Annotated in this window: 18 protein-coding genes and 1 riboswitch; of the genes, 9 read left to right on the top strand and 9 right to left on the bottom strand. The window is 68.6% G+C overall.

The annotated features are described in order from the left end of the window. Positions 1–215 precede the first annotated feature (215 nt). Positions 216–1,889 (bottom strand): hypothetical protein, encoded by a 1,674-nt coding sequence (locus B5D80_RS19635; RefSeq protein WP_088645356.1) that lies wholly within the window; start codon positions 1,887–1,889, stop codon positions 216–218. Between the two features lie 428 nt (positions 1,890–2,317). Here B5D80_RS19635 and B5D80_RS19640 point away from each other — a divergent pair, with 428 nt between their 5' ends. Then, complete coding sequence (locus B5D80_RS19640) at positions 2,318–3,679, top strand: hypothetical protein (protein ID WP_088645357.1); 1,362 nt, start codon at positions 2,318–2,320, stop codon at positions 3,677–3,679. Positions 3,680–3,809: 130 nt separating this feature from the next. Here the strand turns inward: B5D80_RS19640 and B5D80_RS19645 are convergent, their stop codons facing one another. Continuing rightward, on the bottom strand, positions 3,810–5,108 hold the full coding sequence (locus B5D80_RS19645) for a hypothetical protein (protein ID WP_088645358.1): 1,299 nt from the start codon (positions 5,106–5,108) through the stop codon (positions 3,810–3,812). Between the two features lie 164 nt (positions 5,109–5,272). On the opposite strand from B5D80_RS19645, the gene B5D80_RS19650 reads away from it, so the two are divergent. After that, complete coding sequence (locus B5D80_RS19650) at positions 5,273–6,424, top strand: AbiJ-related protein (RefSeq protein WP_281253480.1); 1,152 nt, start codon at positions 5,273–5,275, stop codon at positions 6,422–6,424. A 264-nt stretch (positions 6,425–6,688) separates the two neighbouring features. Here the strand turns inward: B5D80_RS19650 and B5D80_RS19655 are convergent, their stop codons facing one another. The 3 genes from B5D80_RS19655 to B5D80_RS34840 form a co-directional block, all read right to left on the bottom strand. After that, entirely contained in the window at positions 6,689–11,227 is a 4,539-nt protein-coding gene (locus B5D80_RS19655; protein ID WP_144081713.1) for an NACHT domain-containing protein, read from the bottom strand. A gap of 292 nt (positions 11,228–11,519) precedes the next feature. After that, complete coding sequence (locus B5D80_RS19660; protein WP_088645361.1) at positions 11,520–11,930, bottom strand: hypothetical protein; 411 nt, start codon at positions 11,928–11,930, stop codon at positions 11,520–11,522. A gap of 457 nt (positions 11,931–12,387) precedes the next feature. After that, positions 12,388–12,513 (bottom strand): hypothetical protein, encoded by a 126-nt coding sequence (locus B5D80_RS34840; protein ID WP_281253478.1) that lies wholly within the window; start codon positions 12,511–12,513, stop codon positions 12,388–12,390. A gap of 134 nt (positions 12,514–12,647) precedes the next feature. Here B5D80_RS34840 and B5D80_RS19670 point away from each other — a divergent pair, with 134 nt between their 5' ends. Both B5D80_RS19670 and B5D80_RS19675 read left to right on the top strand, forming a co-directional pair. Further along, a complete protein-coding gene (locus B5D80_RS19670) occupies positions 12,648–13,577 on the top strand; it encodes a PIN domain-containing protein (protein ID WP_144081714.1) in 930 nt (309 codons plus the stop codon). A 70-nt stretch (positions 13,578–13,647) separates the two neighbouring features. Then, a complete protein-coding gene (locus B5D80_RS19675; protein WP_088645363.1) occupies positions 13,648–13,878 on the top strand; it encodes a hypothetical protein in 231 nt (76 codons plus the stop codon). 57 nt (positions 13,879–13,935) lie between these two features. On the opposite strand, the gene B5D80_RS19680 is transcribed toward B5D80_RS19675, so the two are convergent. Further along, entirely contained in the window at positions 13,936–14,469 is a 534-nt protein-coding gene (locus B5D80_RS19680) for a TIR domain-containing protein (RefSeq protein ID WP_088645364.1), read from the bottom strand. Positions 14,470–14,593: 124 nt separating this feature from the next. Between B5D80_RS19680 and B5D80_RS19685 the strand changes: the two genes are divergently transcribed. Then, positions 14,594–15,700: a site-specific integrase gene (locus tag B5D80_RS19685; RefSeq protein ID WP_144081715.1), complete on the top strand. Its 1,107-nt coding sequence runs from the start codon at positions 14,594–14,596 to the stop codon at positions 15,698–15,700. A 101-nt stretch (positions 15,701–15,801) separates the two neighbouring features. After that, a complete protein-coding gene (locus B5D80_RS19690; RefSeq protein ID WP_088645366.1) occupies positions 15,802–16,119 on the top strand; it encodes a hypothetical protein in 318 nt (105 codons plus the stop codon). A gap of 115 nt (positions 16,120–16,234) precedes the next feature. Here the strand turns inward: B5D80_RS19690 and B5D80_RS33420 are convergent, their stop codons facing one another. Continuing rightward, positions 16,235–16,375 carry a hypothetical protein gene (locus B5D80_RS33420; RefSeq protein WP_158224219.1) on the bottom strand — a complete coding sequence of 47 codons (141 nt, stop codon included), beginning with the start codon at positions 16,373–16,375 and terminating at the stop codon, positions 16,235–16,237. 320 nt (positions 16,376–16,695) lie between these two features. Between B5D80_RS33420 and B5D80_RS19695 the strand changes: the two genes are divergently transcribed. Next, positions 16,696–19,197: a tetratricopeptide repeat protein gene (locus B5D80_RS19695; protein ID WP_088645367.1), complete on the top strand. Its 2,502-nt coding sequence runs from the start codon at positions 16,696–16,698 to the stop codon at positions 19,195–19,197. A 370-nt stretch (positions 19,198–19,567) separates the two neighbouring features. Here B5D80_RS19695 and B5D80_RS19700 read toward each other — a convergent pair whose 3' ends face one another. Further along, positions 19,568–19,993 carry a hypothetical protein gene (locus tag B5D80_RS19700; protein WP_088645368.1) on the bottom strand — a complete coding sequence of 142 codons (426 nt, stop codon included), beginning with the start codon at positions 19,991–19,993 and terminating at the stop codon, positions 19,568–19,570. A gap of 831 nt (positions 19,994–20,824) precedes the next feature. Between B5D80_RS19700 and B5D80_RS19705 the strand changes: the two genes are divergently transcribed. Both B5D80_RS19705 and B5D80_RS19710 read left to right on the top strand, forming a co-directional pair. Then, positions 20,825–21,829 carry a tyrosine-type recombinase/integrase gene (locus tag B5D80_RS19705; protein WP_088645369.1) on the top strand — a complete coding sequence of 335 codons (1,005 nt, stop codon included), beginning with the start codon at positions 20,825–20,827 and terminating at the stop codon, positions 21,827–21,829. A 41-nt stretch (positions 21,830–21,870) separates the two neighbouring features. Beyond that, a riboswitch (ZMP/ZTP riboswitch) is annotated at positions 21,871–21,947 on the top strand. Between the two features lie 37 nt (positions 21,948–21,984). Next, positions 21,985–22,932, top strand: coding sequence for a bifunctional 5,10-methylenetetrahydrofolate dehydrogenase/5,10-methenyltetrahydrofolate cyclohydrolase (locus tag B5D80_RS19710; protein WP_245854782.1), 948 nt, complete (start codon positions 21,985–21,987; stop codon positions 22,930–22,932). On the opposite strand, the gene B5D80_RS19715 is transcribed toward B5D80_RS19710, so the two are convergent. Further along, complete coding sequence (locus B5D80_RS19715) at positions 22,855–23,634, bottom strand: endonuclease/exonuclease/phosphatase family protein (RefSeq protein WP_088645370.1); 780 nt, start codon at positions 23,632–23,634, stop codon at positions 22,855–22,857. The two genes, B5D80_RS19710 and B5D80_RS19715, sit on opposite strands and share 78 nt — an antisense overlap. Between the last annotated feature and the right edge of the window lie 164 nt (positions 23,635–23,798).

Here is a 23,798-nt window from a genome sequence, read left to right on the forward strand (position 1 = left end):
GGACCCGGCCTGAGCGCTCACGGTGCCGTCTCGGGCTCGTCATGGCAGCCTGTCTGACAGCGTGGGGACTGCGTCACCTCGTCCGGCACGACCACACCATCCCTGTCCCCCTGACGTTCCGCTGTCGACGCGAGCGCTAACCAGACACCGGCACCGTGGCGCAGGTCACACGTGGGCACTGATAGAGCACAGTGCGGTTGCGCTGGCCGGCGTGCTCAGCCTGGTTGCGCAGGCAGCGACGTGACTAATGGCGTCGCACCGTCACACGCAGCGAATCGTGCGATGACCGAGGTGCCAGCGCGGGCCGCATCCTCGATATCAGCTCGATTCTGCACCGCGACGCGAGGGAGTCGGATCTCCACGGGGCCGAGGTCCAGCTGCAGTCCGGCGCTGCTGATCACCAGGCGGGGATGTGTGAGCACAAGCTCGCCGGGCTCGCTGGACCAGAGCCGGTGTGTCATGAAGGCGTTCACGCCGTCGGCGGCCACATGGAAGTCGATGACCGCGTCCGGCCAGCTACCTTGACCCGTCGACAGAACCGCCCAGGCCATCGTGAGCGCCGAAACGTCCGATTCGGTGAGATCATCCGGTACCGGCTCCGACAACCCGAGGTGTTCCTGCAGGTCGTCGAGCAGCAGAACGAGGTCGGCGTCTTCGGCTAGGTCGGCCGTCATGGCGGTCGGCAGTCTCGCTACGCGCTGCCGGCCGAGCCAGACATACAGCGACGCCCCGTCGCCGACACATGCCTTGATCAGCTCGGCCATCGGGCGCAACGTCGAGGGCAGATGTCCGATCGGACTGGCCCAGCTCAGCTTCAACTGCCCGACCAGAGCCTGCCAGCCGTCCTCGGCCTCTTCGGCGGGTGGCATCTCGTAGGTCATCTGCAGCTGAGCTGTCACCGTCCGGGACACGTCGGTGCCAACAATCGTCGCGCCCATGCTGCCGGCAAGGCGTGTGGTGAAGCTGATCGGAAGGCGGCTCACCTGGTTGCCGTCGCAGTCCTCGGCAACCAGGTGCAACAGCACCGGCGTCGTCAGCTCGGCCTGCGGTGAGCTGAATTGCACCGTCCCGGGCCCGGAGCTGGGCGGAAACACCTCCCGCAGGTCCTCCGGTAGCACCATCGTCACGTCTTCAACGAAGCGCTGCTCGACGGTCGCCGCGCCTCCGAAGGCAAGCGCGTCACGCCACCTCTGCACAACGGTGGCGGCTTCGGCATCATCGGCTGGGAACGCGAACCTGCCGCGCACGCTGACGGTCGCGTCGGTGCCGGGGCGGGGCCTGATCTCAACCTTCTGATAATTCTCGCCAGCCGAGATCGTCCAGTCCCACCGCCGAGGCGCCATCTCTGTGGCCCGGGCGTGCAGAGTTCGTTGTCGGTGGAACAAGTCAGGCACCCCGCCGACCATTCCGGCCTGCTCCAGATTGAGCTCGGCCAGACGTTGGCTGACGTAGTACTCGTCACCTTCGAGGAAGCGGCGCAGTCCCTCGTCCTGGCGGAACTGCTCGTCGAGCCAGTCGGTGCACCGCCGGTCCAGCGTGACGTCCGGGTACTGCGCTTCCAGGCTCTCCCACCACACGATCTCCGCTGGCGAGAACTCAAGTGGAATGATCAGGACCCACTCCGACGGCGAGTGTTCCTTGACGGCCATCGCCAGCGACTTCTTGACCTGCGAGCGCCGCGAACCGGTCAGCCGGCCGGTGAAAGACTTCACCTCGTACACCCGCATGCCATCGCCTGAGACGAAGCGGGTGGGGACGTAGCTGTCGCGACCACCGTCGCCCCCGGCGCCATCGACGCCCTGGGCTCGCGGATCGGTCTTCTTGATGAGCATCTTCATCGCGCGCTCAAACCGCGCCGGATCCCGCGCAGCGGACGTCCAGTTGATCACGAAAACACCTCACACGTCATCCGGCTGTCACCGTAGCCCGACGCCTACGCGAGCACCGCGACGACACCCGCCCCAAGGATGTGGGTCCGCAGTGCGAGCCAGGACGGACAGCGTCGCAGGGCACGGATCAGATCCCCCGCAGCAGCCCCGAGGGACGACCCGTGTCCGGTTGGTACGCCTGGCTACCGGTCATCACGGCGCTCACAGAAATCCGGCGCAGGTTAGGGCCGTGTTGCAGACGGCAGGCCGGGTTTTAGCCCCAGGTGCTGGGCGCATCCGCACGGGGGTGTGCAGCGGTGAGGCCGCACCCAGACCAGCGGTGCCGGCGTCATCCTGGATATGGTGAGTCGTTGCCAGCTGACCTTGAGGGGCTGGCTCGTGGGCCCGGTCGACGTGGAGTCCACGGAGCGAACCGCTGGAGGGAACAGGTGGCCGACCTCGACACTCTCGTACATCAGGTGTGGAGCCCGGAAGTCCGCCCCTTGGCCGAGGAAGCCCTGCGTTGCTACAACGCCGGGGCGTTCAGGGCCAGCATCGCTGCCACCTGGGCAGCCATCACTGCGGACATCATCACCAAGGTTGCTCGTCTCGCCGATGAAGGCGACACCCTCGTTGCCGACTTTCACAAGAAGATCACCGACGCGCAGGAGAAGGGCCTCACGTCCGAAGGCGTCCGGGCAATGCAGTCCATCGAACGTGAGCTGCTGGCCAAGGCCGTCGAGTTCGAGCTGATCGACTCGGTCGACTGCCGCGAACTCGAGCGGATCCAGCAAGACCGGAACCTGTGCGTCCACCCGTCGCTGCGCGCGCACGGCGGTGCGTACACGCCGTTGCCGGAAGTCGCCCGCGGGCACCTTGCCGTCGCCATGACGATCCTTCTGGCTAGCCCACCGACGCAGGCCAGCAGGGCATTGAAGGAGTTCTGCGACCACATCTGCGACCCGTTCTTCCAGCCAGCGCTGCCGCACATCCAGGTTACCTACTTCGACCGGGTTCGAGCCGCTGGCCGGCGCAGCAACGTGCAGGTCGCTGCGAAAGCGGCCCTGCTCGAGACCGACCCAGCCGGCAAGATGCCGCCACCTGAGCACGCCGACCGGATGGCAATCGCGCTGGAGGCCTTCGCCGGCCGCGACCGCGACCTCGTCCGGCAAACTTTCGCCGGATTGAGCGAACGGTTCCAACGCATCGACGGTCTGATCCAGCGCCGGGTTCTCATCCGGCTCTGCGACACCGACTACTTCTGGGAGGCGGTGAACCCGGCGCTCGCTGGCCGGCTTGAGAGCCTGGCGGTGCCGCCTGCACCGTTCAGTTCAGCAGGCCCACTTCCGACCGACTACGCATACAGCCTCGCCATCGTACGTAGCCCCTACGTCCGCGAGCGGATGCCGAAAGTCGAGAAGTCCGTGGCGGAGCTCCCCATGCATCACAAGATGCAGATCATCGCCATCCACCCCGACCGGTACTTCGTACCGATGACCATCCAGTTCCTGCACGACGCTGGCAGCTGGGTCATGGGTGGGCAGACCGGCCAACTGTTCGTACAGCACGCCACGTTCCTCACCATGGAGACGCTGAAGGCCGGGCTGACGGAATGGGCAGAGAATCACGAGTGCCGAACGGCGAACCCAATGCCGGAACTCGCTGTCCGCCTGTACCAGCTCACCGCCCACCTTGGCCCGGAACGCAACCGTCTCTTCCGGGACTTCGTCACCGTAGTCCAAGCTCACGAAGAGCCGGGGAGCTTCTACACCTATCCCGCCCTGATCGCGGCCTTGGACGCCGCGGCCTGACTGTGCAACGCCGGTTGCCGAAGGCGACCGGGTAGGCACGGTCACCAGCGTTACCCGCCGACGGTGAGGCTCGCGGCTCCGGCTCTCGCATGTATGGAGGTGGACCTTGCGACGGCGACGCCCTTGGTCGCTAGAGGGAGGCTTCCTCGAGGTAGCCGTGGCTGGCGAGGATGCGACCAAAGAAGGCCCGCATCACGGTCCGGGCCTGCTGTACGTCGCGGAACTCGTGGCCCCCGAACCGGTAGACCTCGTAGCCGTCCAAGCGGAGCGCCCGGTCCTCGCGCATCATCTCCGCATATAGCCGCGGGCTCGCCCGATCGCCTTCGGCATAGTGCTGCTTCCCATCGATCTCGATCACGAGCCGGCGGCGCCCGCGCAGCAGCATCAGAAATTCCATACGTTGGCGCGGCAACGGTCCTGGGGCGCGACGGTATTGGCGGCTGTAAGGGTCGTAGTGCAGATAGACCTGCGGGACCAGCGCTGGCAGTTGGAAGCCGTACTGCTTGAGTAACTCTGTGTAAGCCAGGAACATCTGTCGTTCCGGACCGGGCTCCACCGACGCCGGGCGGCCAGCATCAAGCGACCGAAGAAGACGGGCATGCAACTGGTTCGCGGCGGCACGCTCGCTCCCAGCCGCAGGCGCATGAGTCTCAGGCCACCAGGCGACGACTTCTGCCCAGGTGAGCCCAGCCTCACTGAGAGGCCGGTCGAACACCAGGCAGAAGTCCTCGTTCTTGACGATCTCGATGGTGTTACTGACCGCGTCGGCGAGCACCAGCTCCGGTTTCGGACCCTCAGAGGCGAAAATTAAATTCCGGAAGGGGGTGCGCACCCCACCTCGGCGAGCTCCGAGCACTTGCAATAGTCCCCACAACTCTGGAAGGTAGTGCTCCTCCACCACCCGGCCGCCGAGATCGAGCAACTGATCCTCGCTGTAGCCCTGGATCCGACTGCGGACGTAACTGCGCTTGCTCGCGTGGGCCTCATCGACATCACCATCAGCGAGCCCGAAGGCCCGGCAAACCTCCGGGAGGTCGTACGACTTGACGTCGTACAGCGCCTCAGCAATCGCGTCGCGCAACTGCATAGCGCTGGTCCCGGTGCTGCCCAGCGGGGCACGGGTGAACGGGTCTGCCAGTAGTGGCGCCACGGTGACATGGTGGCCGGTGCTGGAGTCCCAGCTCTTGAGCTCGTTCATCTGCCCGGCGATCGCCCCCAGGTCTGCCGGGCGAAACAGGTCCAGGAAGATCGGTCGTACCAACAGCACCACTTGAACCGGGTCCCACGGCTCTCCGTCGCCGAGTTCCGCGGCCGGCGCGAGCGATAGCAGCCGCGCTGCGCGCTGGTTGCCCGTGCGCAGCAGCAGTTCCGACAGGGTGGTCCGCTGCTGACTCCAGAACCGGTCGGAGGCGGGTCCGGCGATTGACATGGCTGTCACTGTAAGAGACGGCTCAGACACGCCTCCGCCAAGGCCTGGAGACGCCAGGGTCGGGGGTGGACACCAACCAGCACCGGCGGTAAGACACCTACAGGGCCGCCCACCGGCGACCTCCCGCTTCGACGCCCTCACCGGAGGCCCTGATCGCCGGATACATCACCGAGGTCACCCGACGCCGTATCCTCGAGGGTCTCGGCTGGCTGCGTGGCATTGTGCCGAACGGGTTCCGGGAGTTCCTAACACCGGCGCACACCTTCTGGAGCGGCGCCCTCCCGGAGACCGACTTTCTGGCCCGGCTCTATAAGCTCGACGAACTGCCCAGCCACGATTCCCGGTACACCACCGCGTTTCAGAACATCGTCCAACACCGTGTGATGAACGAGGACTGGGACGACGACTGGATCTTCGAGGACCCGCGGTTCGGCCTTGCCGACAGTGACGACAAGCTGCTGCGCTTCCTCGCCGAGATGCTGCACCCTGGCGTGCGCACTGACCCGGCCGAGGTCGAACGGCTGCGCGATTTCCTCAACGGTGTGCTTGTGCACGACGGCTACGAGTTGATCCAGGTTGACGACATCAGCGGCGCCCCACTCTTCGCCCCGCGCCGGATCGGCTCCGGCGTCCGCGGCACCATGAAGAACCTGATCTTCGCCGCGATCGGCCCCAAGCCCGAGATTGTGCTCGTCGACGCGGTCAACAACGACCTGCGCATTACTCGCAACGCGCAGAACTGCCTGATGTACGACCGGCCGCTGCCCGCGCACGGGCTCACCTGGACCGAATTGACCGGGTGGTGGGCCGACCGGGAAGGCATGACCGACGCCCCGGCGCGGGAGGTCTTCCTCAGCTTGTGCCGGCGGCTGGACCGGTCGCTGGGCGACAACGACGCCGAACGCCGGGTTCTGCGCGCCTACACCGACCGGTCCCTGCGCCTAGGCCCGGACATCCCGGCGCTGATCCCACAGGTCTACCTGCACTACGACCCGCACGTGCGCAGCTACTACTCGCCCGGCACGGCGCCGTTGGCACGCCAGCGGATGGACTTCCTGATGCTGCTGCCGCACCGGGTCCGGGTCGTGATCGAGTGCGACGGAGTGCAGCATTACGCCGATGACCAGGTGCTGGCCAACAATCGCCGGTACGCCAACCCGCGCCTGTACGCCGAAATGATGGCCGAGGACCGCGAGCTGCGCCTGGCCGGCTATGAGGTCTACCGCTTTGGTGGCGCCGAGCTCGCCGATGGCCCGGCGACGGCCCGCCGGCTTGACGCCTTCTTTGACCGGCTTGCCGCCCGCTACGCTGGCTGAGCACCGGGCAGCGCGGTGCCTGACGCTGCCGCGGCAGCGTCAGGCAGACGGAACACGGCGCTTGCTGGGCATGTCACCGGTCACGGTGGAGTCGCTACGCGTTTTCGAGCGTCGTTCCTCGGCCGTCTCCCGGCCACCGAGCCGGTCTACGCCATGCGCGAGGACAACTCGACCCGGGCTGGCCAGGCCCGGGCCGACTCGCACCTTTCGTCGCGTTCTTCAAGTCGCTCGCGGCCTGAGGAGCCGCCAAGGAGCTCGACACGGTCAGGAAAGATCGCGCTCGTCGCGGCGGGGCTGGCCCTCGTGCAGAGCCAGGTCGGCGCCCATGCGCGCCGCCACACTCACGCTTACGGACGGGAACGGGCCGTCGTGCGAGCCGGTCAGTTCCATGCGCTCGAACCAGTGCAGCACGACAAGTTCGAGCTGCCGTTCAGCTAGGTAGTCGCGCAGGTAAGAGGCGCGTACCAGCAGGGCGCGGCTGTCGTCTCCAGGGTGTGAATGGTGGGCGAAGATCGGTGACCCGTCGGCGTCGAGCCAGCTCGGTCCGCGCATGTCGAAGCTCAGCCCAGCCTCCTGTTGCAGCAGGGTCGAGGGCAGCACGCTGCTGGCGTTCTCCCCGATCGAGCAGTCAAAGATGTTGCCTTCCCAGGTGTAGGGTTCGACGGTCCGGCCGACGTTGAAGGACCGGTCCGCCACCTCGATGGTCTCGAACTCGGCGTGCCGGTGGTAGCAGGCAGGCCCAGTGCGACTGACCTCACCGACGTAGCAGCAGTCGATGTGGCCGTGAGTGTCGAGTAGGTCGTTGATGGTGTTGCGGCTGCAGCCGGCGAGCGCGGCCAGGAACTCGGATGCCTGGCCGGCCGCGATGAGCAGCGTGTCGACGGTGGATGTCTCCTGCAGGCCCCGCCAGCTCTCGTGCGCGGCGGGATCGATCTTCTTGATGTAGCTTTCCAGCACCACCCAGTCGTTGCCGTCGCGGTCGCGCAGGAACAGCGATGTGGCGGGAGTTGGTTCGGTCGCGGTTTCGGCCAGCAGTCGCTGGATGTCACCGCGGTAGCGGCGGAAGTCCAGGTTGGCCGGGGGCCATGAGGTGAGTCGGATTAGCGCCGGTTTCCAGGCGGACACGCCGGTGCCCTTATCGTCACTGAAGGCCCGGAAGTCGATCGGCGGGAGGCTGGGATCGATCTCCCGCTCACCTACAATCTGGTGCAAGCCGTCGTACGTTTGCTCATCGTCGTAGCGGCGGGCGCTCTGGTAGTTGTCGGCGACCCGGGCCAGCAGTTCGTGGTAGGCCATCCACTGGTACTTCTTGCCCCATCGTTCGGCCTTGTGGCCGCTACGGCCCCGCGAATGCCCAAGTTTGCGATCTTCGGCGGCGAATCGCGCCGGCGTCCAGCCCAGGCTCAGCGTCCGGCGGAACACCCACCGTCGGGCACGATCGATCGGATAGTCGTCATCAGGCACCTTCGGATATGTCCAGACTGCGTCGAGCAGGTCTCGCTGAGCGTCGGTGAAGGGATCCTGCGCGCCCGGGCGCAGGTATCTAAGCCGGCCCATGCTGTGCGGGTCGGGATCGCGTAGCCAGCCAGCGAACGCCTCCTTCTGCTCCGGGCGCAGGGAAGCGACGAACGCGTGCCAGCGAGACTTGACGAACCGCGGGGTCCGGTGGCCCGTGCGGTCGGGGAACGGCTGCCCGATGCGGTGGCGGGAGAAGTGGCGCATGCCGGACTCGACCACGTACCGGCCGAAGTCGCCGAGGTTGAGGACCGAAACGAAGATCGACAGGTAGTTCTGGTCGTCGGATGTCTCCCGCCATTGGCCGTACTTTGCGTCGATCGTCTCTTTGGTCGGTGGTGCGCTCGGGGCGGCGATGCCGTACGGGCGTGCTGCTGCCGTGCGGGCCTCGTCGGGCAGCAGGCTGTGGTCCACCGCCCAGCGGGTGATGCCGCGGGCGGCGTCCAACAGCAGTTCGTCCGCGCGTACGGGTGGGGTGAAGACCATCGTGTGTGCGGCCTCGGCCAGCGCGGTCGCCTGGTCGGCTTGCGTGGGCGAGCTGCGCAGCAGGCACCCGTAGGCGATTGCGACGACGCGTTGCACCACGTACGGGTCGTCCACGCTCCAGAAGCGCTCCACCAAGGCGCGCATGACGTCGAGATGGCCGTGCAGCAGCTGCACGAGCGCCTTGGTGATCCAGTCGCGCATGAACCGGTTGGGTGAGGACAGCAGCCAGCACAACGGGATGCAGGCCAGCTCGACGACCTTCGGGTCGTAGCCCGGGTACGGTCCGGCCGCGGCCCATCGGGCCAGCCGGGTCGCTGGGCTGGAGCCGTCGAAGATCTCGTGGTAGGTCGCGAAGCCGAAGCTGCTGTCGCGCACGGGCATCGCCAGCCGGGATAGGTTGCGGTGCAGCCGCTCGGCGTTGAGCCGGTTGCCCGGCTGTGGAGCCAGGATGAACAGGGTCCGGAAGACCTCGGTGTCGGACAGTACGGGCAGCGCGGCGTTGAGCAGCTCGACGCTGCGTTCGGTAACCGCCGCTGAGGCACGGTAAGGCAGTGTCTGCACCAGTGACCGGTAGAGCTGCCGGGTCCGGTTGTGCCTCGTCCAGCCGTCGCGGTTGTCGCGGCTTCTCGGCGGCCGGGGAAGCGTGGTGTGCAGCAGGTCGGGCAGCTCGATGCCGTGCACCTCGGGGAACAGCACGGTCGCCGCCTCGATGATGCCCCAGCTGCACTCCTCGGTCAGCCACGCGGCCAGCGCCGGATCGTGTAGCGGGTCGGCGCAGGCAGCGAGACGGCGCTTGAGCAGCAGGAAGTCGGCGAAGGCCTGGAAGACGACCCGGACCCCTTCACCGAAGGTGTTGTCGCCGAAGTAGAGCCGCTCCCGGGTGAGCACGCCCTCCTCCTGCAGCAACCCGAGTACCCGGACGGGGTTCAGCCCACTGCCCTCAAGGGCCTGGCGGGTGACGGTCTCGGCGACGGCGCTGGCCAGCCCCTCGCGGCCTTGCCGCGCCATCTCGTCCAGCAGCGCGTCCAGCACGCTGGTGACCTGGGTTCGCGCCGCGTCGAGCTCCCAGCCGGAGGTGGCGGCTGGGGTGAGCCGGCGGGCGACTGTCGTGGTCTTCGCCGTCAGGTACCGCTCGAAGATCGTCACCCGGCCTTGATGCCCCTCGTGGCTAGTGTCGGTGCCGGAGCGGGCAAGGCTCTCGCAGTACATCCGCAAGAACAGCGGCAGAGTGAACTCGGGTGTCAGCAGCGGAATCTTCGGGGCCTCAAGCCCATAGTGGGCGAAGTAGGTGTGCGTCGCCTCGACCTCCCGGTCGGCGAAGCCGGGATGGGTGCGCTGCAGGAAGTGGCTGCTCTCGGTCCCGTCCAGAACCAGGTTCCGGTAGGTGTCGCGGCAGGACACCACGAGCGCGACGTGCGGATACTGGGCGACCGCCGAGCGCAGGGCGGGCAGGTGAACGCGCCAAAAGTCGGCTGGCACGGTCTCATTCAGCGCGTCGAGGATGATCAGAAACCGGCTGCCGACTGTCGTTGCGGCCTCACCGGCGGCGTCCATCGCCAGCAGCAGAACGTCGGCACCGACGGCCGGCAACCCCAGCTGGTCGGCGATACTCGCCCACAGGTTGCCCTGCCCGAGCTGCGCACCGCCCAGGAACACCGCAGGCCGACCACTGTCGAGCGCGCGGCCGGTGGCGTCGAGCAGCAGGTGAGTCTTGCCGGAGCCGGCCTGTCCGGTCAGGAAGTACGCTCGCTGCGGCAGTGCCCGGCCCGGCGACGACGCCAGCCACGCCGACGCCTCCCGCATCGCCGCGACGAGGCTGTAGAAGGTGTGGCTGCGCCGGTAGGACGCCTGCTGCTGTTTGCGCGGGTCGTCGGCCGGAAGCTCACGGCGCGCGGCGTCGGTGGCGTGCTCGTAGTCGACTACCGCGTCCACCGCGTCTTGTGCCGTCGCCAGCAGCGCGACTAGGTCCCGCAGGACGGCCGGGGGATCACCGGCCTGCAGCTCGAGCGCGCCGACCTGCTCGGCGAGAGCGAGCGCGGCGTCCTTCACGGCGTCGAACAGCGGCCCGCCGGTGGGGTCCGGATCCCGCGGCCAGACGTCCTGATCGGCGACAGCGACGGCGATCCCGCGCAGCAGCCGCCGCAGTTGCTCCACCATCGTGTGGTCGAACCCGATCGCGAGTAGGTCCTGCTGGATCGGGATATCCACCTGTAGATCGGGGCGGTACTTCTCGCCCGCCGCGCCAGCTTGGCGCTGGTAATGCGACCGCAGCCAATCGGGGCCGAAGACGAGATCGCCCCACCAGAACCAGCGGCGGCCCTCATGCTGCGGCTTGGCCAGCTCGTCGAGCAGGTCGCTGCCCTGGACCAGCTCGAAGGTGATCTTGTCGGCGCCGGGAATCGTCCGCTGCCAGGTCGCGACCTTGTCGAGGTACTTCTCCCGCTGCGACTTGAGCTGCCTGCCGTTCCTGACCTGCTTGCTGGTGGCGAGGTTCCAGGAGATGACGAACGTCAGCGTGCGCAGGGTCGGGCGCTCCTTGGCAACTCGGGTGACCGACTCGGTCATCGCCGTCAGCAGCGGGTCGATGCCCTGCACGTGCTTGGCCTGCCAGCCGTGTTCCTCGCCGTTGGGCAGGACGGCGTACCACTCGACCCCGCCGTCCGGGTTGCCAGTGCGGATCGCGTGCGTCCCCGCAGGCACCCGGTCTTTGAGCAGCTGGAACGACAGTTCCTCGAACGCCCGGCTCTGCTCGCCCTCCCACGTGCGCAGCGTGGCGAAGCGCGACACCTCAGATTTCGCCATCCCCGTCCTTCACTCCGGCCTCGTCGCCCGCCGGTGGCTGCACGCCGTGGGCAACCAATCCATGGTAGTGAGCCCGACGGCTTGCCGAAGTAGCCCTTCTTCCTCGCCGAGCAGCAGCGGCACGTCATACACCCGACATGTCCGGCCGGGCCCGCGCTTACCGCCCCCGATGCCACCAAGGCCCGTGCTCAAGGCCACGTTGGCGTCGATCGATCTCCACCGCCAGGGTCGGCTCCACCTGCACATACCGCACGGTCCGGGCGCTTGTGTCGCCCGGACCGTGCTGGTGGCCCTACCGCGCTTCGATACGCCGCTTCGGCGGCTTCTTGGTCGCCTCCGCCGCAGCCCGGATTTGCCTCCCGCAGCCGCGCAGCCAGGTACCCAGATGGTCCGTGTCGTAGGTGGGGAACCGCTCAGGGTTCCGGTCCACCGAGTCAGCCAGGTTGTTCATGTACTGAGCCAGGAAGACGAGGGTGTCATTCGTGAAAATCAGCGGCTCTTCAAGGTTGTTGTGGTGGTCGACCAAGTTCTGGAACTCACTCGCCCGTGCGAGCGACGACGCAATCCCCGCCATGTGGTAGCCGGCCCCTATGAGAGTCCCCGCCGAGATGGGCTCGGTCACGGCAGTGGCGCGCCGAAGGTCGGAAGCGTCGTTCTCCCAGTTTCGCTCGACTGACTCGTATTCGCCGTAGGTGGTTGACATGCAGGCACACTAGACGTCGGCTTCGGCTCCATGGGCTACCGCAGTCTGCGCCGACCTTCGACAGCACTGGTCATGCCGCTTTCGCTCGTGGGGGACCAGCGGCCCTGACTGCGCTGGTTCATAGGTCAGACGCGATCGTGTCGCCTACCGAGGTGGGCGGCTCCGGGGCCAGGAACAGTTCGACCACCGGTTCGCCACCGACAAGCACTCCCACCTGGCCGCCACGCTCGTGCAGTGGCTCAACAGCGGCGTCCTCCGCCGGAAGGTCGACGGCACCGCGAAGTTTGTCCGGCCGCGCTGCCACACCATCAGCTCACCATCGAGCACGACCCCGGGCGGGAGCATCCGGATCGCCCGGGTGATGTCCGGGAAGTAGGTTGTGAGGTACCCGGCCGGCCCGCGACTGCAGGTACACGCCATCCGCCTGGCGGAAGGCGATGCACCTCCACCTGTCCCACTACGGCTGGTGTACGAGGTCAGAGCCCTCGGGCACGGCATCGACCGGCGTGGCGAGCATCGGCGTGACCGGCCGGCGCAGCACCGGACCGGTCGCCGCGCTGGCCGGGCCCTGGGCCGGGCTCACCGCCCGCACCGCCCGTGAAGACCCCTCACCTTCGCCATCGTGGGGGAGGGGGACACCCAGCCCGGGCGAAGATCCACGACAACGAATGGCCCGCCGGGAGCCGCGTTTCAGAGTGGCGCGCCCAGGTGGTCGGGGTGAAGGATCTCGGCGTGCTCATCACACCATTGCCCGGCGGTGACCGCGAGGTCCTCCGCTCCGCCTTGGCCGACGTCCACCAGCAGATCACGAACCTCCAGGGCAACGGACCCCGCGAAGCGCTGGAGCGCGCCCTCGCCTACCTCGACTGGTGCCACGAGGCGCAGCGGCGCCTGCGTAACCAGGTTCGGCCAGCCGAGCTCGAGTACCTCGTGCCGCTCAAGGCCTACGACGTGGTGCTGGCGGCGGCCGGCGCCTTTGTCACCCGGCCAGTGGGGGATCGGCTGATCAACGGGCTGGTCTCCACGCAGCTGGATGAACGGGTGAGCGTGCTCAAGGCCGCGCTGGACGACCTGGCCGGACAGGTGAAGCGGTTCGATCGGCGCGGAGAGCTCCTGGTGCTCGACACCAACATCTACATGGAGCACCCCGAGAAGATCGAGGACTGGGACATCGCCGGGGACCTGTACCTGGGCTTCGAGGACGTCCACATCATCGTGCCCTTGGTGGTGGTCGACGAGCTCGACAAGGGCAAGCGGCAGCACGGCGAGCGGGGATACCGCGCGGGGTACTCCGTCGCCTACATCGACCGCATCACTCGGGAGGAGGGCGGGGTGATCCGGGGGAAGGACTTCTCCGTCGAGGAGAAGGCACGTGGGACGTTGAGCGTCGAGGTGCTCCTCGACCCACCTGGCCACGTCCGGCTCCCGGATAACGACAACGAGATCGTCGACCGCACCGTCGACGTGCAAGCTCTTGCCGGTCGGCCCGTCCGGCTGGTCACCTACGACACGGGCATGGCCATGCGCGGCCGCTACGCCGGGTTGAAGGTGCACCACCTCGAGCAGCCGAAGAAGGAACCCCCGAAGCAGACGCGGCAGCGGCAGCGAGGCGGGCAGGTTCCCGATCTACGGGCGAACGCCGGGTAGTAATGGAGATTGCGGCAATGGCCCACAGTGTTGCCACTGTCCGGCAGGTTGAGCTGGATACCGTGGATACGTGACTGATCTCAATGCCTGGTGGGAGTCCCTGCCCGGGGGCGACCGCGACCTGTTCATCCAGCACATCGACACCGCTCCGCTGCCAGCCGAGGTAGTGGGGCGGGCCACCCGCTCGGGTCAGCCGATCGCCGGGGCACGGTGGGTGGAGTCCGACGACGGGTATGCCTTCCATTGGCCGTCATGGGTGCAGGAGTTCCTGGCGAAGAAGGCCGCCAAGCAGTCGACCTGACCCGGGACGCACGCCCCCGACCAGGTGGTCGGGGGCGTTGCTACGCCCCGGCCCGAGTCAGCTCAGCCGCAGCCGGAAGTCGGCCCACGCCTGCTGGGCGGTGGCCGCCTCACCGTGGGCGGTGGCGATCTGGCCGGCGAACCACAGGTCCTCCAGTTCCTTGCGCCCGGTCTGGGTGTACACGTGCACCTGCTTGCCCAGCGCCCGCGCGTAGCCGATCTCTACCAGACTGCCGTGGCAGGTCGGGTCGTCGATCCACGCGAAGACGTGGGTGGCCGAGCGAATCGCGGTCAGGCACCGCTGGGTGACCTCGGGCCGGGACATGCCCGGGTAGGCGCCGCCGCAGGCGGTGTCACCGGCAGCGACGCCGTGCAAGTTCTCGCCGTGGTAGCAGCCGTGGTCATCGCTCATGAAGTGCGGGCCGACGTACACGGCGCCGGGGAGGCTGGCGATGCGAACCTCCGCCGGCCAGGGCGTCCGGTCCGGGTTCTCGTACTCGGCGTCATCGACGATGGTGAACAGGCTGTGCCGCCACCCGTTCTTGGTGATCTTCCCGGCGGCGTAGATGCGGATGCCCTTGAAGTTGTCCATGCGGAACCGTCCTCTCCAATGTCGGGGGGAGGAAGACGACCGTAGTGGACGGTAGCGCGGTTGAGCGACTATCGGCGGCGCGTCGCCCGCTCTCTGTCGCTCATTCACGATAACGTTCCTTCTCGTGAATGAGATTGAGGTCCGGGTGAGCGACCCGGACGGCCTTCCAGACCCCCGAAAGTTCGTCCTGTCCGCGTCCGCGCTCGACCGGCTCCGCCGGGCCAAGGCCGACTCCACCCTCCGCGCGTACCGAGGCGACCTCCGCCGGTTCCTCGTCTGGGCCGGCGCCCAGAAGATGATCACAACAGATCTGACCCCGACCGACCGGGGCCCGATCAACGACGCCCTCAACGCCGCGGCATTCGCGGCCCTGCTCGAGCGGTACGGCCAGCTGCACGCGGTGGCCGCCGAGTATGTAAACCACCTCGCCGACGCGGGCAAGGCCCCCAGCACCATCGACCGGGCCCTTGCCGCCCTCGCAGTCGCCCACCGCGCCGCCGGCGCCGGACGACTCGCCACCGATACGGCCCGAGCCGTGCTGCGCACCCACCGGCAGGACAGCGCCGACGCCGGCCGGAAGGTGCGCAAGGCCAAGCCCCTCGTCGTCACGAACCTCCGGGCCATGGTGGACACCCTCGACACCAGCAAGCTCGCCGGCGTCCGCGACCGGGCGGTGCTGGTGCTCGGCTTCGCGCTCGGCGCACGCCGCTCCGAGATCGCCGCCGTTAACATCGAGGACCTGGACTTCAACACCGACGGCATCGAGGTCACCATCCGCCGGTCCAAGACGGACCAGGACGCCGCAGGCCGCAAGGTCCACCTTCCGCACGGCACGAACGCCCACACCTGCCCGGTCCGGACCGCACGGGCATGGCTGGCGGAGCTCGCGGAGCGTGACGTCACCAGCGGCGCCCTCTTCCGCCGGATCGACAAGCACGGCCAGCTGGGCCGCGCCCCGCACGGCCGCGGCTCAGCCGACGGGCGGATCACCGGGCAGGCCGTCGACATCATCATCAAGCGCACCGCGCTCGCCGCAGGCCTCGACGCCGCCTCCGCGTACAGCGGCCACTCCCTTCGCCGAGGCTTCGCCACCGAGGCCCGCCGCGCCGGCCACGACCAGATCCGCATCGGCCGCCACGGCGGCTGGAAGGACGGCTCCACCACCCTCGCCGGCTACATGGAAGACGTCGACCGGGTCACCTCCAACGCTCTGACGGGAGTAGGGCTGTGAAGCCAGGCGACCAGTGCGGTCGGCCGACGAAGGCGGGCAAGCCGTGCGACAAGGGCTTCGCGTGGTTCTCGCCTGTGCGGGCGCCTGCGTGCTGGGACCACATGACCGACGAGGAGGTGGCGGCCGCCAAGGCCGAGGCCGAACGCTTCGCCGCCCAGGCCACGGCCAACCCCGCGCCCATTTCGCCGGCGTGCGCGGCCTGGACCGTGACCCCTGAGGACTTGGCGGCCGCGACCGCCGTCGACGAGTGGTCAGCCGGCCATCTGATCCGGCGCTGGCAGGGCTACCGCTGCGCCGTGTGTGGCTTCATCGACGCCCTCGTCCTCGACCACGACCACGGACTGATTCGAGGCGATCTCCGGCGACTGATCGGTCGCAGCGATCAGCTCGTGCCAAAGGTGCCGGTCGTACGATGGTGAACGGCGCGCGTGACCTCGCCTCCCAGCCGCCATGGGGGCCTCGACGGGCCGCACTCGGAAAGGCCGGGTGGGGATCTTGGGGTTGAGGCCCCAAGATCCCCACCCGCTCATTTGGTCAGCAGCCGGCGGTCAGATAGCGCAGCAGGGTGTCGAGGACGGCGCGGGTGGCACCGGCTACCAGGCCGGTGATCGCGGCGCGAGTAATCCGAGTACGGTCGTCGTTCGGGTGGCCGTGGTCGGGCTTGGATCGGGTCATCGGAGGCTCCATGGGGATGTCTGAGGCGGAACGGGGGAGCCGGCGCCGGCTATGCCTCCAGACTCGGACCACCCAATGGGGCTGATCTCGGTGCCGACCAGTGTCGACCGCAGACGTCGGTGGAGCAGGTAAGGCATCCTGAATTGGCGATGGATACCGACAAGTCCCGACCAGTACGCCGCCAGCCGGGAGCGGGGGTTGCCAGCCGAGCGCCGACGCGCCGAGCACGGAGTCTGGCGCGGCCTGAGCTTCCTGCTGGGCCGCAGCGGGACATCCGCGATCTGCTGCATGACCTGCACGGGCGGGCTGGCAGGCCCACCTTGGCGGACCTTGAGCAGCGGATCGCCGGGGATGACCGGCTGGACGGGGCGCCGAAGAGGGATCTGATCCATAGGATCATCAGTTGGGGTGGGCCCGCGAGTCTCGACGATGTCCGCGCGGTAGCCCGAACCCTCGCCCGGGCCTGTGGTCAGGACGAATACGCGGTCGCCGGCCAGGTCACGCAGATAACGGATCCATCCGGTCACGCGCCAACCGCGCAGGCAGCGCAGCGGCCTCAGATGGGCCTCCCGGTCGACGCGTGTAATCCGCTCGCGTTGGAGGTGCACCCGGCGATCGAGCTTCCCGACGAACGGTCGGATGCGCTGCCGGTGTACGTTTCGCGGCCGCACGATGCCCAGCTGCGTGAGGTCGCCGACCAGGTGGTGGCCCAGGGGTCGTCCCGGCTGCTCACAGTGGTGGGTGGATCATCGACCGGGAAGACCCGCGCATGCTGGGAGCTGGTCCAATATTTGGATCAGCAGCAGCCGGGGCGGTGGCGGGTATGGCACCCGTACGATCCGACCCGGCCTCAGGCGGCGCTGGCCGACCTGGATCAGGTGGGCGCGTGCACGGTGGTCTGGCTGAACGAGGCCCAGCACTACCTGATGCCGACCGACCGCGGCCTGGGCGAACGGATCGCCGCTGGGCTACGCACCCTAGTGCACGACCCGCTCCGTGGGCCGGTGCTGGTCCTGGCCACCCTTTGGCCGCAGTACTGGGACGCGCTCACCTTCCGGCCGGGCGCTGGCGAGCCGGATCTGTACGCCCAGGCCCGAGAGCTGCTCACGGGCACCGCCGTCACCATCGCCGCCAGGTTCACCCAAGACCAGGTCGCCGCGCTGACCGCCGCGGGCATCGACCCGCGGGTACGGTACGCCGCCGAGCACGCCGAGGACGGCCGGATCACTCAGTACCTGGCCGGCGCCCCCGACCTGGAGAACCGGTACCGCACCGCCTCATCGGCCGCCCGAGCGCTCATCCAGGTTGCCATCGATGCCCGCCGACTGGGTCATCCACTCCCGCTGCCGCACGCCCTGCTGGAACGGGCCGCACCCGGCTACCTCGACGACCACGACTGGGACCAGCTCGACGAGGACTGGCTGGAGGCTGCCTTGGCCGAAACCGCGAAGCCGTGCAAGGGCGCACGCGGGCCGCTGACTCGTGTCCGTCCCCGTCCCGGCGAATCCCCCGCCCTCAGCGGGGCGCAGCCGTGCTACCGGCTAGCCGACTACCTTGAACAACTCGGCCGGGTCGAACGGGCCGCCGTATACCCACCCGAAAGCCTGTGGATCGCGTTCACTTCCACCCTGTCCGATCCCAGCCTTCTCCGATCCCTCGGCCACCAAGCCGAACTGAGCGGCCGCTACCAGCAAGCCATCTGGCTGTACACGAAGGCCACTCGCTACGGCGACCCCGAAGCGCTGGAGAGCCTGGTCGAGCTGCGTGAGCGAGCTGGAGACATTGCTGGCGCCCAGGCCATGTTGCAAGAAGCTGCCGACTGCGGCCACCCCGGCGCGCTGCAGAAGTTGGCCATGCTGCGCGAGCGGACCGGGGATATTGCCGGTGCGGAGGTCCTGGCAGTGCAGGCTGCCGACTGCGGCCGTCCCAGCGCGCTGGTGGCGTTGGCACAGCTACGGGAACAAGCCGGAGACGCCGCCGGCGCCGAGGTATTGCTGCAGCAGGCCGTTGACCGCGGCGTTCGCGGCGCGCTGGTGGCGTTGGCACAGCTACGGGAACAAGCCGGAGACGCCAGCGGCGCTAAGGCATTGCTGCAGCAAGCCGTTGACGAGGGCGTTCGTGGCGCGCTGGACAGCCTGATCCTGCTACTGGAGCGGGCCGGGGACACCACCGGCGCCAGAGCCCTGATACAGCAGGTCACCGACCGCAGCGATCCCAGCGAGTACGGAGAGTTGGCCTTTGCAAGGGAGCAGGTCGGAGACACCACCGGCGCCGATGCGATGGCGTTGCAGGCCGCCGACCACGGCCTCTTCGGCGTGGCGCAGGGGCTAGCGATGAAGCGAAGCCGGACCAACGATATCGCCGGCGCCGAGGCCCTGATGCAGCAGCTCGCCGACCGCGGCCATCCCAACGCGCTGCGCGAACTCGCCGTCTTACGAAGAATCGTCGGGGACATCGCTGGTGCCGAGGCCCTGATGCGGCAGGCCGCCGATCGCGGCGTTCGCGGTGCGCTGGTGGAATTGGCCCGGTTACGGAAATTGAACGGTGACATCGCTGGTGCCGAGGCCCTCCTTCGGCAGGCCGCCGACCATGGTCACTTTGGCGCGCTGCTCGAGCTGGCCATCCTGCGCTGGTCAGCCGGAGACATCGCCGATGCCGAGCGCGTGTTGCAAGAGGCCGCCGACCGCGGCGACCCCACTGGACTGCAGACCCTAATCGAGTGGCGGAGGGAAGACGGAGACCGCGCTAGCTCCGATCGTATGCGGAGGTTCGGGTTGACTGCGTCTGGGGAGATCGCGACCACGTTGGACTTCGATTTGTAGAGCGCAACCTGTTGTTGGGGTACACGAACTGCTTACCCGGCTAGCCCAGCGACCAGGTGGTGTTCACCCGCGCTGCGGAGCATCGGCCGCAACCACCCCTCCTCCAAACCACGTGGGCCGTGGGACCACCCGTCTGCCCACAACCCCACGCGACGGCACAGGGGTGCTGGGATGCGCCTGGGTCATCTCGGGCACCTCCCGTCGGCGATATAGGGGGATCGAGAGGATCGCAAGGAAAACGGGTGCTGAGAGATTGATCTAGGTCCCGGGCCGGAGCTTCTAGCGAGCCGTCGGTGAACAGCTCGATCTAGGGCAGAGTGAGGTGGCGCGAGGTGGGCACGGCCGAAACAGCGTGTGGCCGGCACCCAGGTCAACTGATCCACAAGGTGACCAAGACACCAGCTACAAAGAAGAAGGCGTTGACCGCTGCCCCCTGCCACAGGGTCTTGCGTCCCTCACGGGCAACCTCTGTGCGTAGTACGGCAGCCACTGCTGCCCGCTGCTGGTCCGTCATGTCCTTGATGTTCCGGGCTGTCTGAGCTTCCTGCTTAAGCTTCTCGACCGCCGCCTCACGGATCTTCAGGCCGCCCTCAATCTCCGCAATCAGCTGAGACGACTGCTGCATCGATGCGCCGAGTTCCTTCAAGCGCTCCTCCAACCCGGAGTCACTCGGCTTCTTCAACAGGCGAGAGATGTCATCGAAGATCAGTCGACCGGCCAGGGGATTGAGGATGCCGAGGGCAGCCTGGGCGACATTGCGGGCCACGAGCACGAGCAACCGTTCGAGGGTGGGCACCGTGCAAGCGTACGACCGTCGACAGAAGCCGATGTCGGGCGGTAGTGGATCATCCAGCTGCGTCGCATCCGGCGCCGCTCGGGGGCGGGGATTCCGACCTCCCGCGTGGGCAGGCGGCAGGAGTGCTGATCAGCCGCCGGGCAGGATGAACAATCCATGCCCGTCACGCAGCGTAGGGGACAGGGTCCCAAGCATCCCGCGGGCCCTCGCCATGGCTCAAGTAAGTGAGAAGACTCAGGGGATGGCTCAAGGTGTTGAGAATGGCCCAGGACAAATGAGAAGGGACACCAGCGGTCGCCCCGGTGAGCCGGGCGGTCGCCGCCACAGTTCCGACGCTGATTCGATAATTTATATTATGTAAAGTAAGGCGGAAGGGGGGTCTCCTCCGGCCGGCCGGAGGCCGGGGGTCGCGATCGCCCGCCTGCGGTTCGCACCCGCTGCGCATACCGGACGAGCCTGCGCCTCGTCGCCGCCGATCCGGCGGGACGTCGGGCGGACGACGAGGCGCTCCCCGGTGCGGCCATGTTCCACCGACACGTCACACGCCGCAGTGACATGTCGGTGGGTGGGCTGCCGCTGCGGGCATCGGCCCGAGGCGGTCGCCGGTGCGCTGCGATGTCGGGCCGACATCGGCAGGCCCGGGATGCGCGCCGCGACCTGATGCTCCACGGCCCACCGGGCGGCTCCCCAGCCACAGGACCCCGTCCCCGGGTGCGCGGCCGGCGGGCCGTGGTGTGTGCCGGCAGGCGTGACCAGGCGTCGGAGTGGCCGGCCGCTGCTCCCCTCCCCCTCGGGTGGCCGGCAACCCGAGAAAGCTGCATAATATACCTTATGCATGGAAAACAGGACGAATCGGTTGGACGACTCATCGAGGAGTTCCTGACCGCGCGGGCCACCCGTAAGCCGTCCCCGCACACGCAGGAGGCGTACCGGCGGGACCTGCGGGCCGTCGCGGCGCTGGCCGGCGAGGAGTGCACCCCTCCCCTGTCCCCCGACGAGCTGACGATCTCCGCCCTCTCCCCCCGGGTGATGCGGGCGGCGTTCGCCCGGTTCGCCGCGCCCCGGGCGGCGGCGTCGGTGCACCGGGCCTGGTCGAGTTGGAACGGTTTCTTCTCGTTCCTGGTGGCCGAGCAGGTGGTGGCGGGCAATCCGATGCCGGCGGTGGGGCGTCCCCGGACGCCACTCCCCCAGCCGAAGCCGCTGCGGGGTGAGGACACCCCGGAGGTGCTGCTGGCGTCGGTGTCGCGGGAGGACGCGCGGCAGCGTGACCCGTGGCCGGAGCGGGACGTGGCGGTGCTGGCGTTGGCGCTGTGCGCGGGACTGCGCCTGGCGGAGCTGCTGGCGTTGCGGGTGTCGTCGGTGTCGGGGCGGGCCGGGGAGCGGCGGGTGGCGGTGGCCGGCAAGGGTGGTCGGCCGAGGGTGGTGCCGGTGGAGCCGGAGTTGGACGAGGTGGTGTCGGCGTACCTGGACAGTCGGCGGCGGCGGTTCGGGGCGCGCAGCGTACGCCCGGACGGGGTGCTGCTGGTGGATCGGCAGGGTGCGCCGTTGCGTCGGGGTGGGTTGCAGTACCTGGTGGATTCCTGTTACCGGCGGGCGGGGATCACCGATCGGGTGCCGGCGGGGGCGCGGTTGCACGCGTTGCGGCACACGTTCGCGACCCGGTTGGCCGAGGAGGGGGCGGGGGCGGCGGAGATCATGCGGTTGTTGGGGCATGCGTCGTTGGCGTCGTCGCAGACGTACATCGAGGTGACGGCGGGTCAGCAGCGGGCGGCGGTGCGGTCGAACCGGACGAACCGGGTGTTGGTGGGGTTGGTGTCGGGTGGTCCGGGTGACTGATCGGGGCGGTGTGTGCGGGGGTGGTTGTGGCATGGTGTGGGTGGACGCGACTGGCGGCACGGGGATGGGTTGACCATCGGGGAGCTCGTCGCGGGGGTCGACCGCCTGGGCCTCCGTGGTCGGGGTGTGCCGTGTCTGTTTCCTCTTCTTCTGTTGTGTCGGCTGGTTCGGCGCGTCTGTTGCCGGGTGGGCCGGTGGCGGAGCGGGTGTTCGCCGAGGTCGCCGAGGGGGTGGCGGCGTTGCGGGCGGCCGGTGTGGTGCCGGCGTTGGCGACGGTGCTGGTGGGTGACGACGACGCCAGCGCGGGCTACATCCGGATCAAGTCCCGGCAGGCGGCGGAGTTGGGGTTCGCGTCGCCGCATGTGCATCTGCCGGCGTCGGCGACGCAGGCGGACCTGCACCGGGTGTTGCGGGATCTCAACGACGACGCCGGGGTGCACGCGGTGTTGGTGCAGCATCCGGTTCCGGGGCACCTGGACTACGACCGGGCGTTGCAGGTGTTGGATCCGGATTCCGACGTGGACGGGATGCATCCGGTGAACATGGGGCGGTTGGCGTTGGGGTTGCCGGGTCCGGTGCCGTGTACGCCGGCGGGGATCGAGGCGTTGTTGGCGTTCCACGGGGTGCCGGTGGCGGGGCGGGAGGTGGTGGTGCTGGGTCGTGGTGCGACGTTGGGGCGTCCGTTGGCGATGTTGTTGGCGCAGAAGCGGCCGACGGCGAACGCGGCGGTGACGGTGGTGCACACGGGGGTGGCGGACTGGCCGCGGTACACGCGGCGGGCGGAGATCCTGGTGGCGGCGGCGGGGGTGCCGGGGATCGTGCGGCCGGAGCATGTGCGTCCGGGTGCGGTGGTGGTGGGTGGTGGGGTGCGGTACGAGGGTCGTCGGTTGTTGCCGGATGTGGACGAGTCGTGTGCGCGGGTGGCGGGGGCGATCACGCCGCGGGTGGGTGGGGTGGGTCCGACGACGGTGGCGATGTTGTTCCGTAACGCGTTGCGGGCGGCGCAGCGGGCGGCCGGTCGGGGTTCAGCCGAGGTCGACGATGAGGGGGCGGTGGTCGGAGATGGTGGAGCGGGGGGTGGCGGTGGCGGTGACCGGGGGTAGTCGGTGCCGGTCGTGGGGGTCGGCGAGGATGTGGTCGAGTTGGACGCGGGGTGCGGTGGCGGGGTAGGTGGGGTGGCGGGCGAGGGGTTGCCAGCCGGTGAGGAGGCGGGCGGGGCCGGCGGGGAGGTTGAGGTCGCCGAGGAGGATGCGGGGTGCGGGTAGGGCGCGTAGGGCGCGTACGACGCGGCGGAGTTGGTGGGCGTTCCAGCCGGGGACGAAGGACAGGTGGGTGGCGGCGACGGTGAGGGGGCCGTGGGGGGTGTCGAGGACGGCGGCGAGGACGACGCGGGGTTCGTCGCGTAGGAGGATGAGGCCGCCGCCGGGGCCGGGGGCGTAGATCGGTGAGCGGACGGGTGCGGGGTTGAGGCGGGTGACGTGCCAGCTGCGGACGGGGTGGCGGCTGATCAGGCCGATGCCGTAGCAGGGTTCGCCGTGGCCGTCGTCGTCGTGGCGTAGGGGGCGGAAGTGTTCGCCGGGGGTGCCGACGACGGCGGCGGCGAAGCGGTGTTCGGGGGCGTCGAGGGCGTGGGCGGCGAGGGTGGTGAGGTCGTGGTGGCCGCTGCGGGACTGGTCGCGGTCGACTTCCTGGAGGGCGAGGATGTCGGCGTCGAGGGCGTGGACGGCGGCGGTGAGCCGGTCGGGGTCGACGAGTCCGTCGGTCAGGGAGCGGCCGTGGAGCAGGTTGAAGGTGGCCAGGCGCACGTGTGCACCCTACGTGGCGTGGGACAGTTGCTGGATGATCAAGTTGTTGTGTTGTTCGGTGCTGGTGTTCGTGGCGGTGGGTGTGGTGGGGGTGTGGTTGCGGGGGCGGCGTGGGCGGTGAGGTGGGCCACTCGGGTGGGTGGGTGGCCGGGTGGGGTGGGGAG

It is taken from the genome of Micromonospora wenchangensis, assembly GCF_002210435.1.
Lineage (GTDB): Bacteria > Actinomycetota > Actinomycetes > Mycobacteriales > Micromonosporaceae > Micromonospora > Micromonospora wenchangensis.

Coding starts and splice junctions, on each gene's coding strand:
- B5D80_RS19645 (WP_088645358.1), bottom strand. CDS start 5,108: ATGTCAATCGCCGGACCCGCCTCCGACCGGTTCTGGAGTCAGCAGCGG.
- B5D80_RS19655 (WP_144081713.1), bottom strand. CDS start 11,227: ATGGCGAAATCTGAGGTGTCGCGCTTCGCCACGCTGCGCACGTGGGAG.
- B5D80_RS19660 (WP_088645361.1), bottom strand. CDS start 11,930: ATGTCAACCACCTACGGCGAATACGAGTCAGTCGAGCGAAACTGGGAG.
- B5D80_RS19680 (WP_088645364.1), bottom strand. CDS start 14,469: ATGGACAACTTCAAGGGCATCCGCATCTACGCCGCCGGGAAGATCACC.
- B5D80_RS19690 (WP_088645366.1), top strand. CDS start 15,802: ATGACCGACGAGGAGGTGGCGGCCGCCAAGGCCGAGGCCGAACGCTTC.
- B5D80_RS33420 (WP_158224219.1), bottom strand. CDS start 16,375: ATGACCCGATCCAAGCCCGACCACGGCCACCCGAACGACGACCGTACT.
- B5D80_RS19705 (WP_088645369.1), top strand. CDS start 20,825: ATGCATGGAAAACAGGACGAATCGGTTGGACGACTCATCGAGGAGTTC.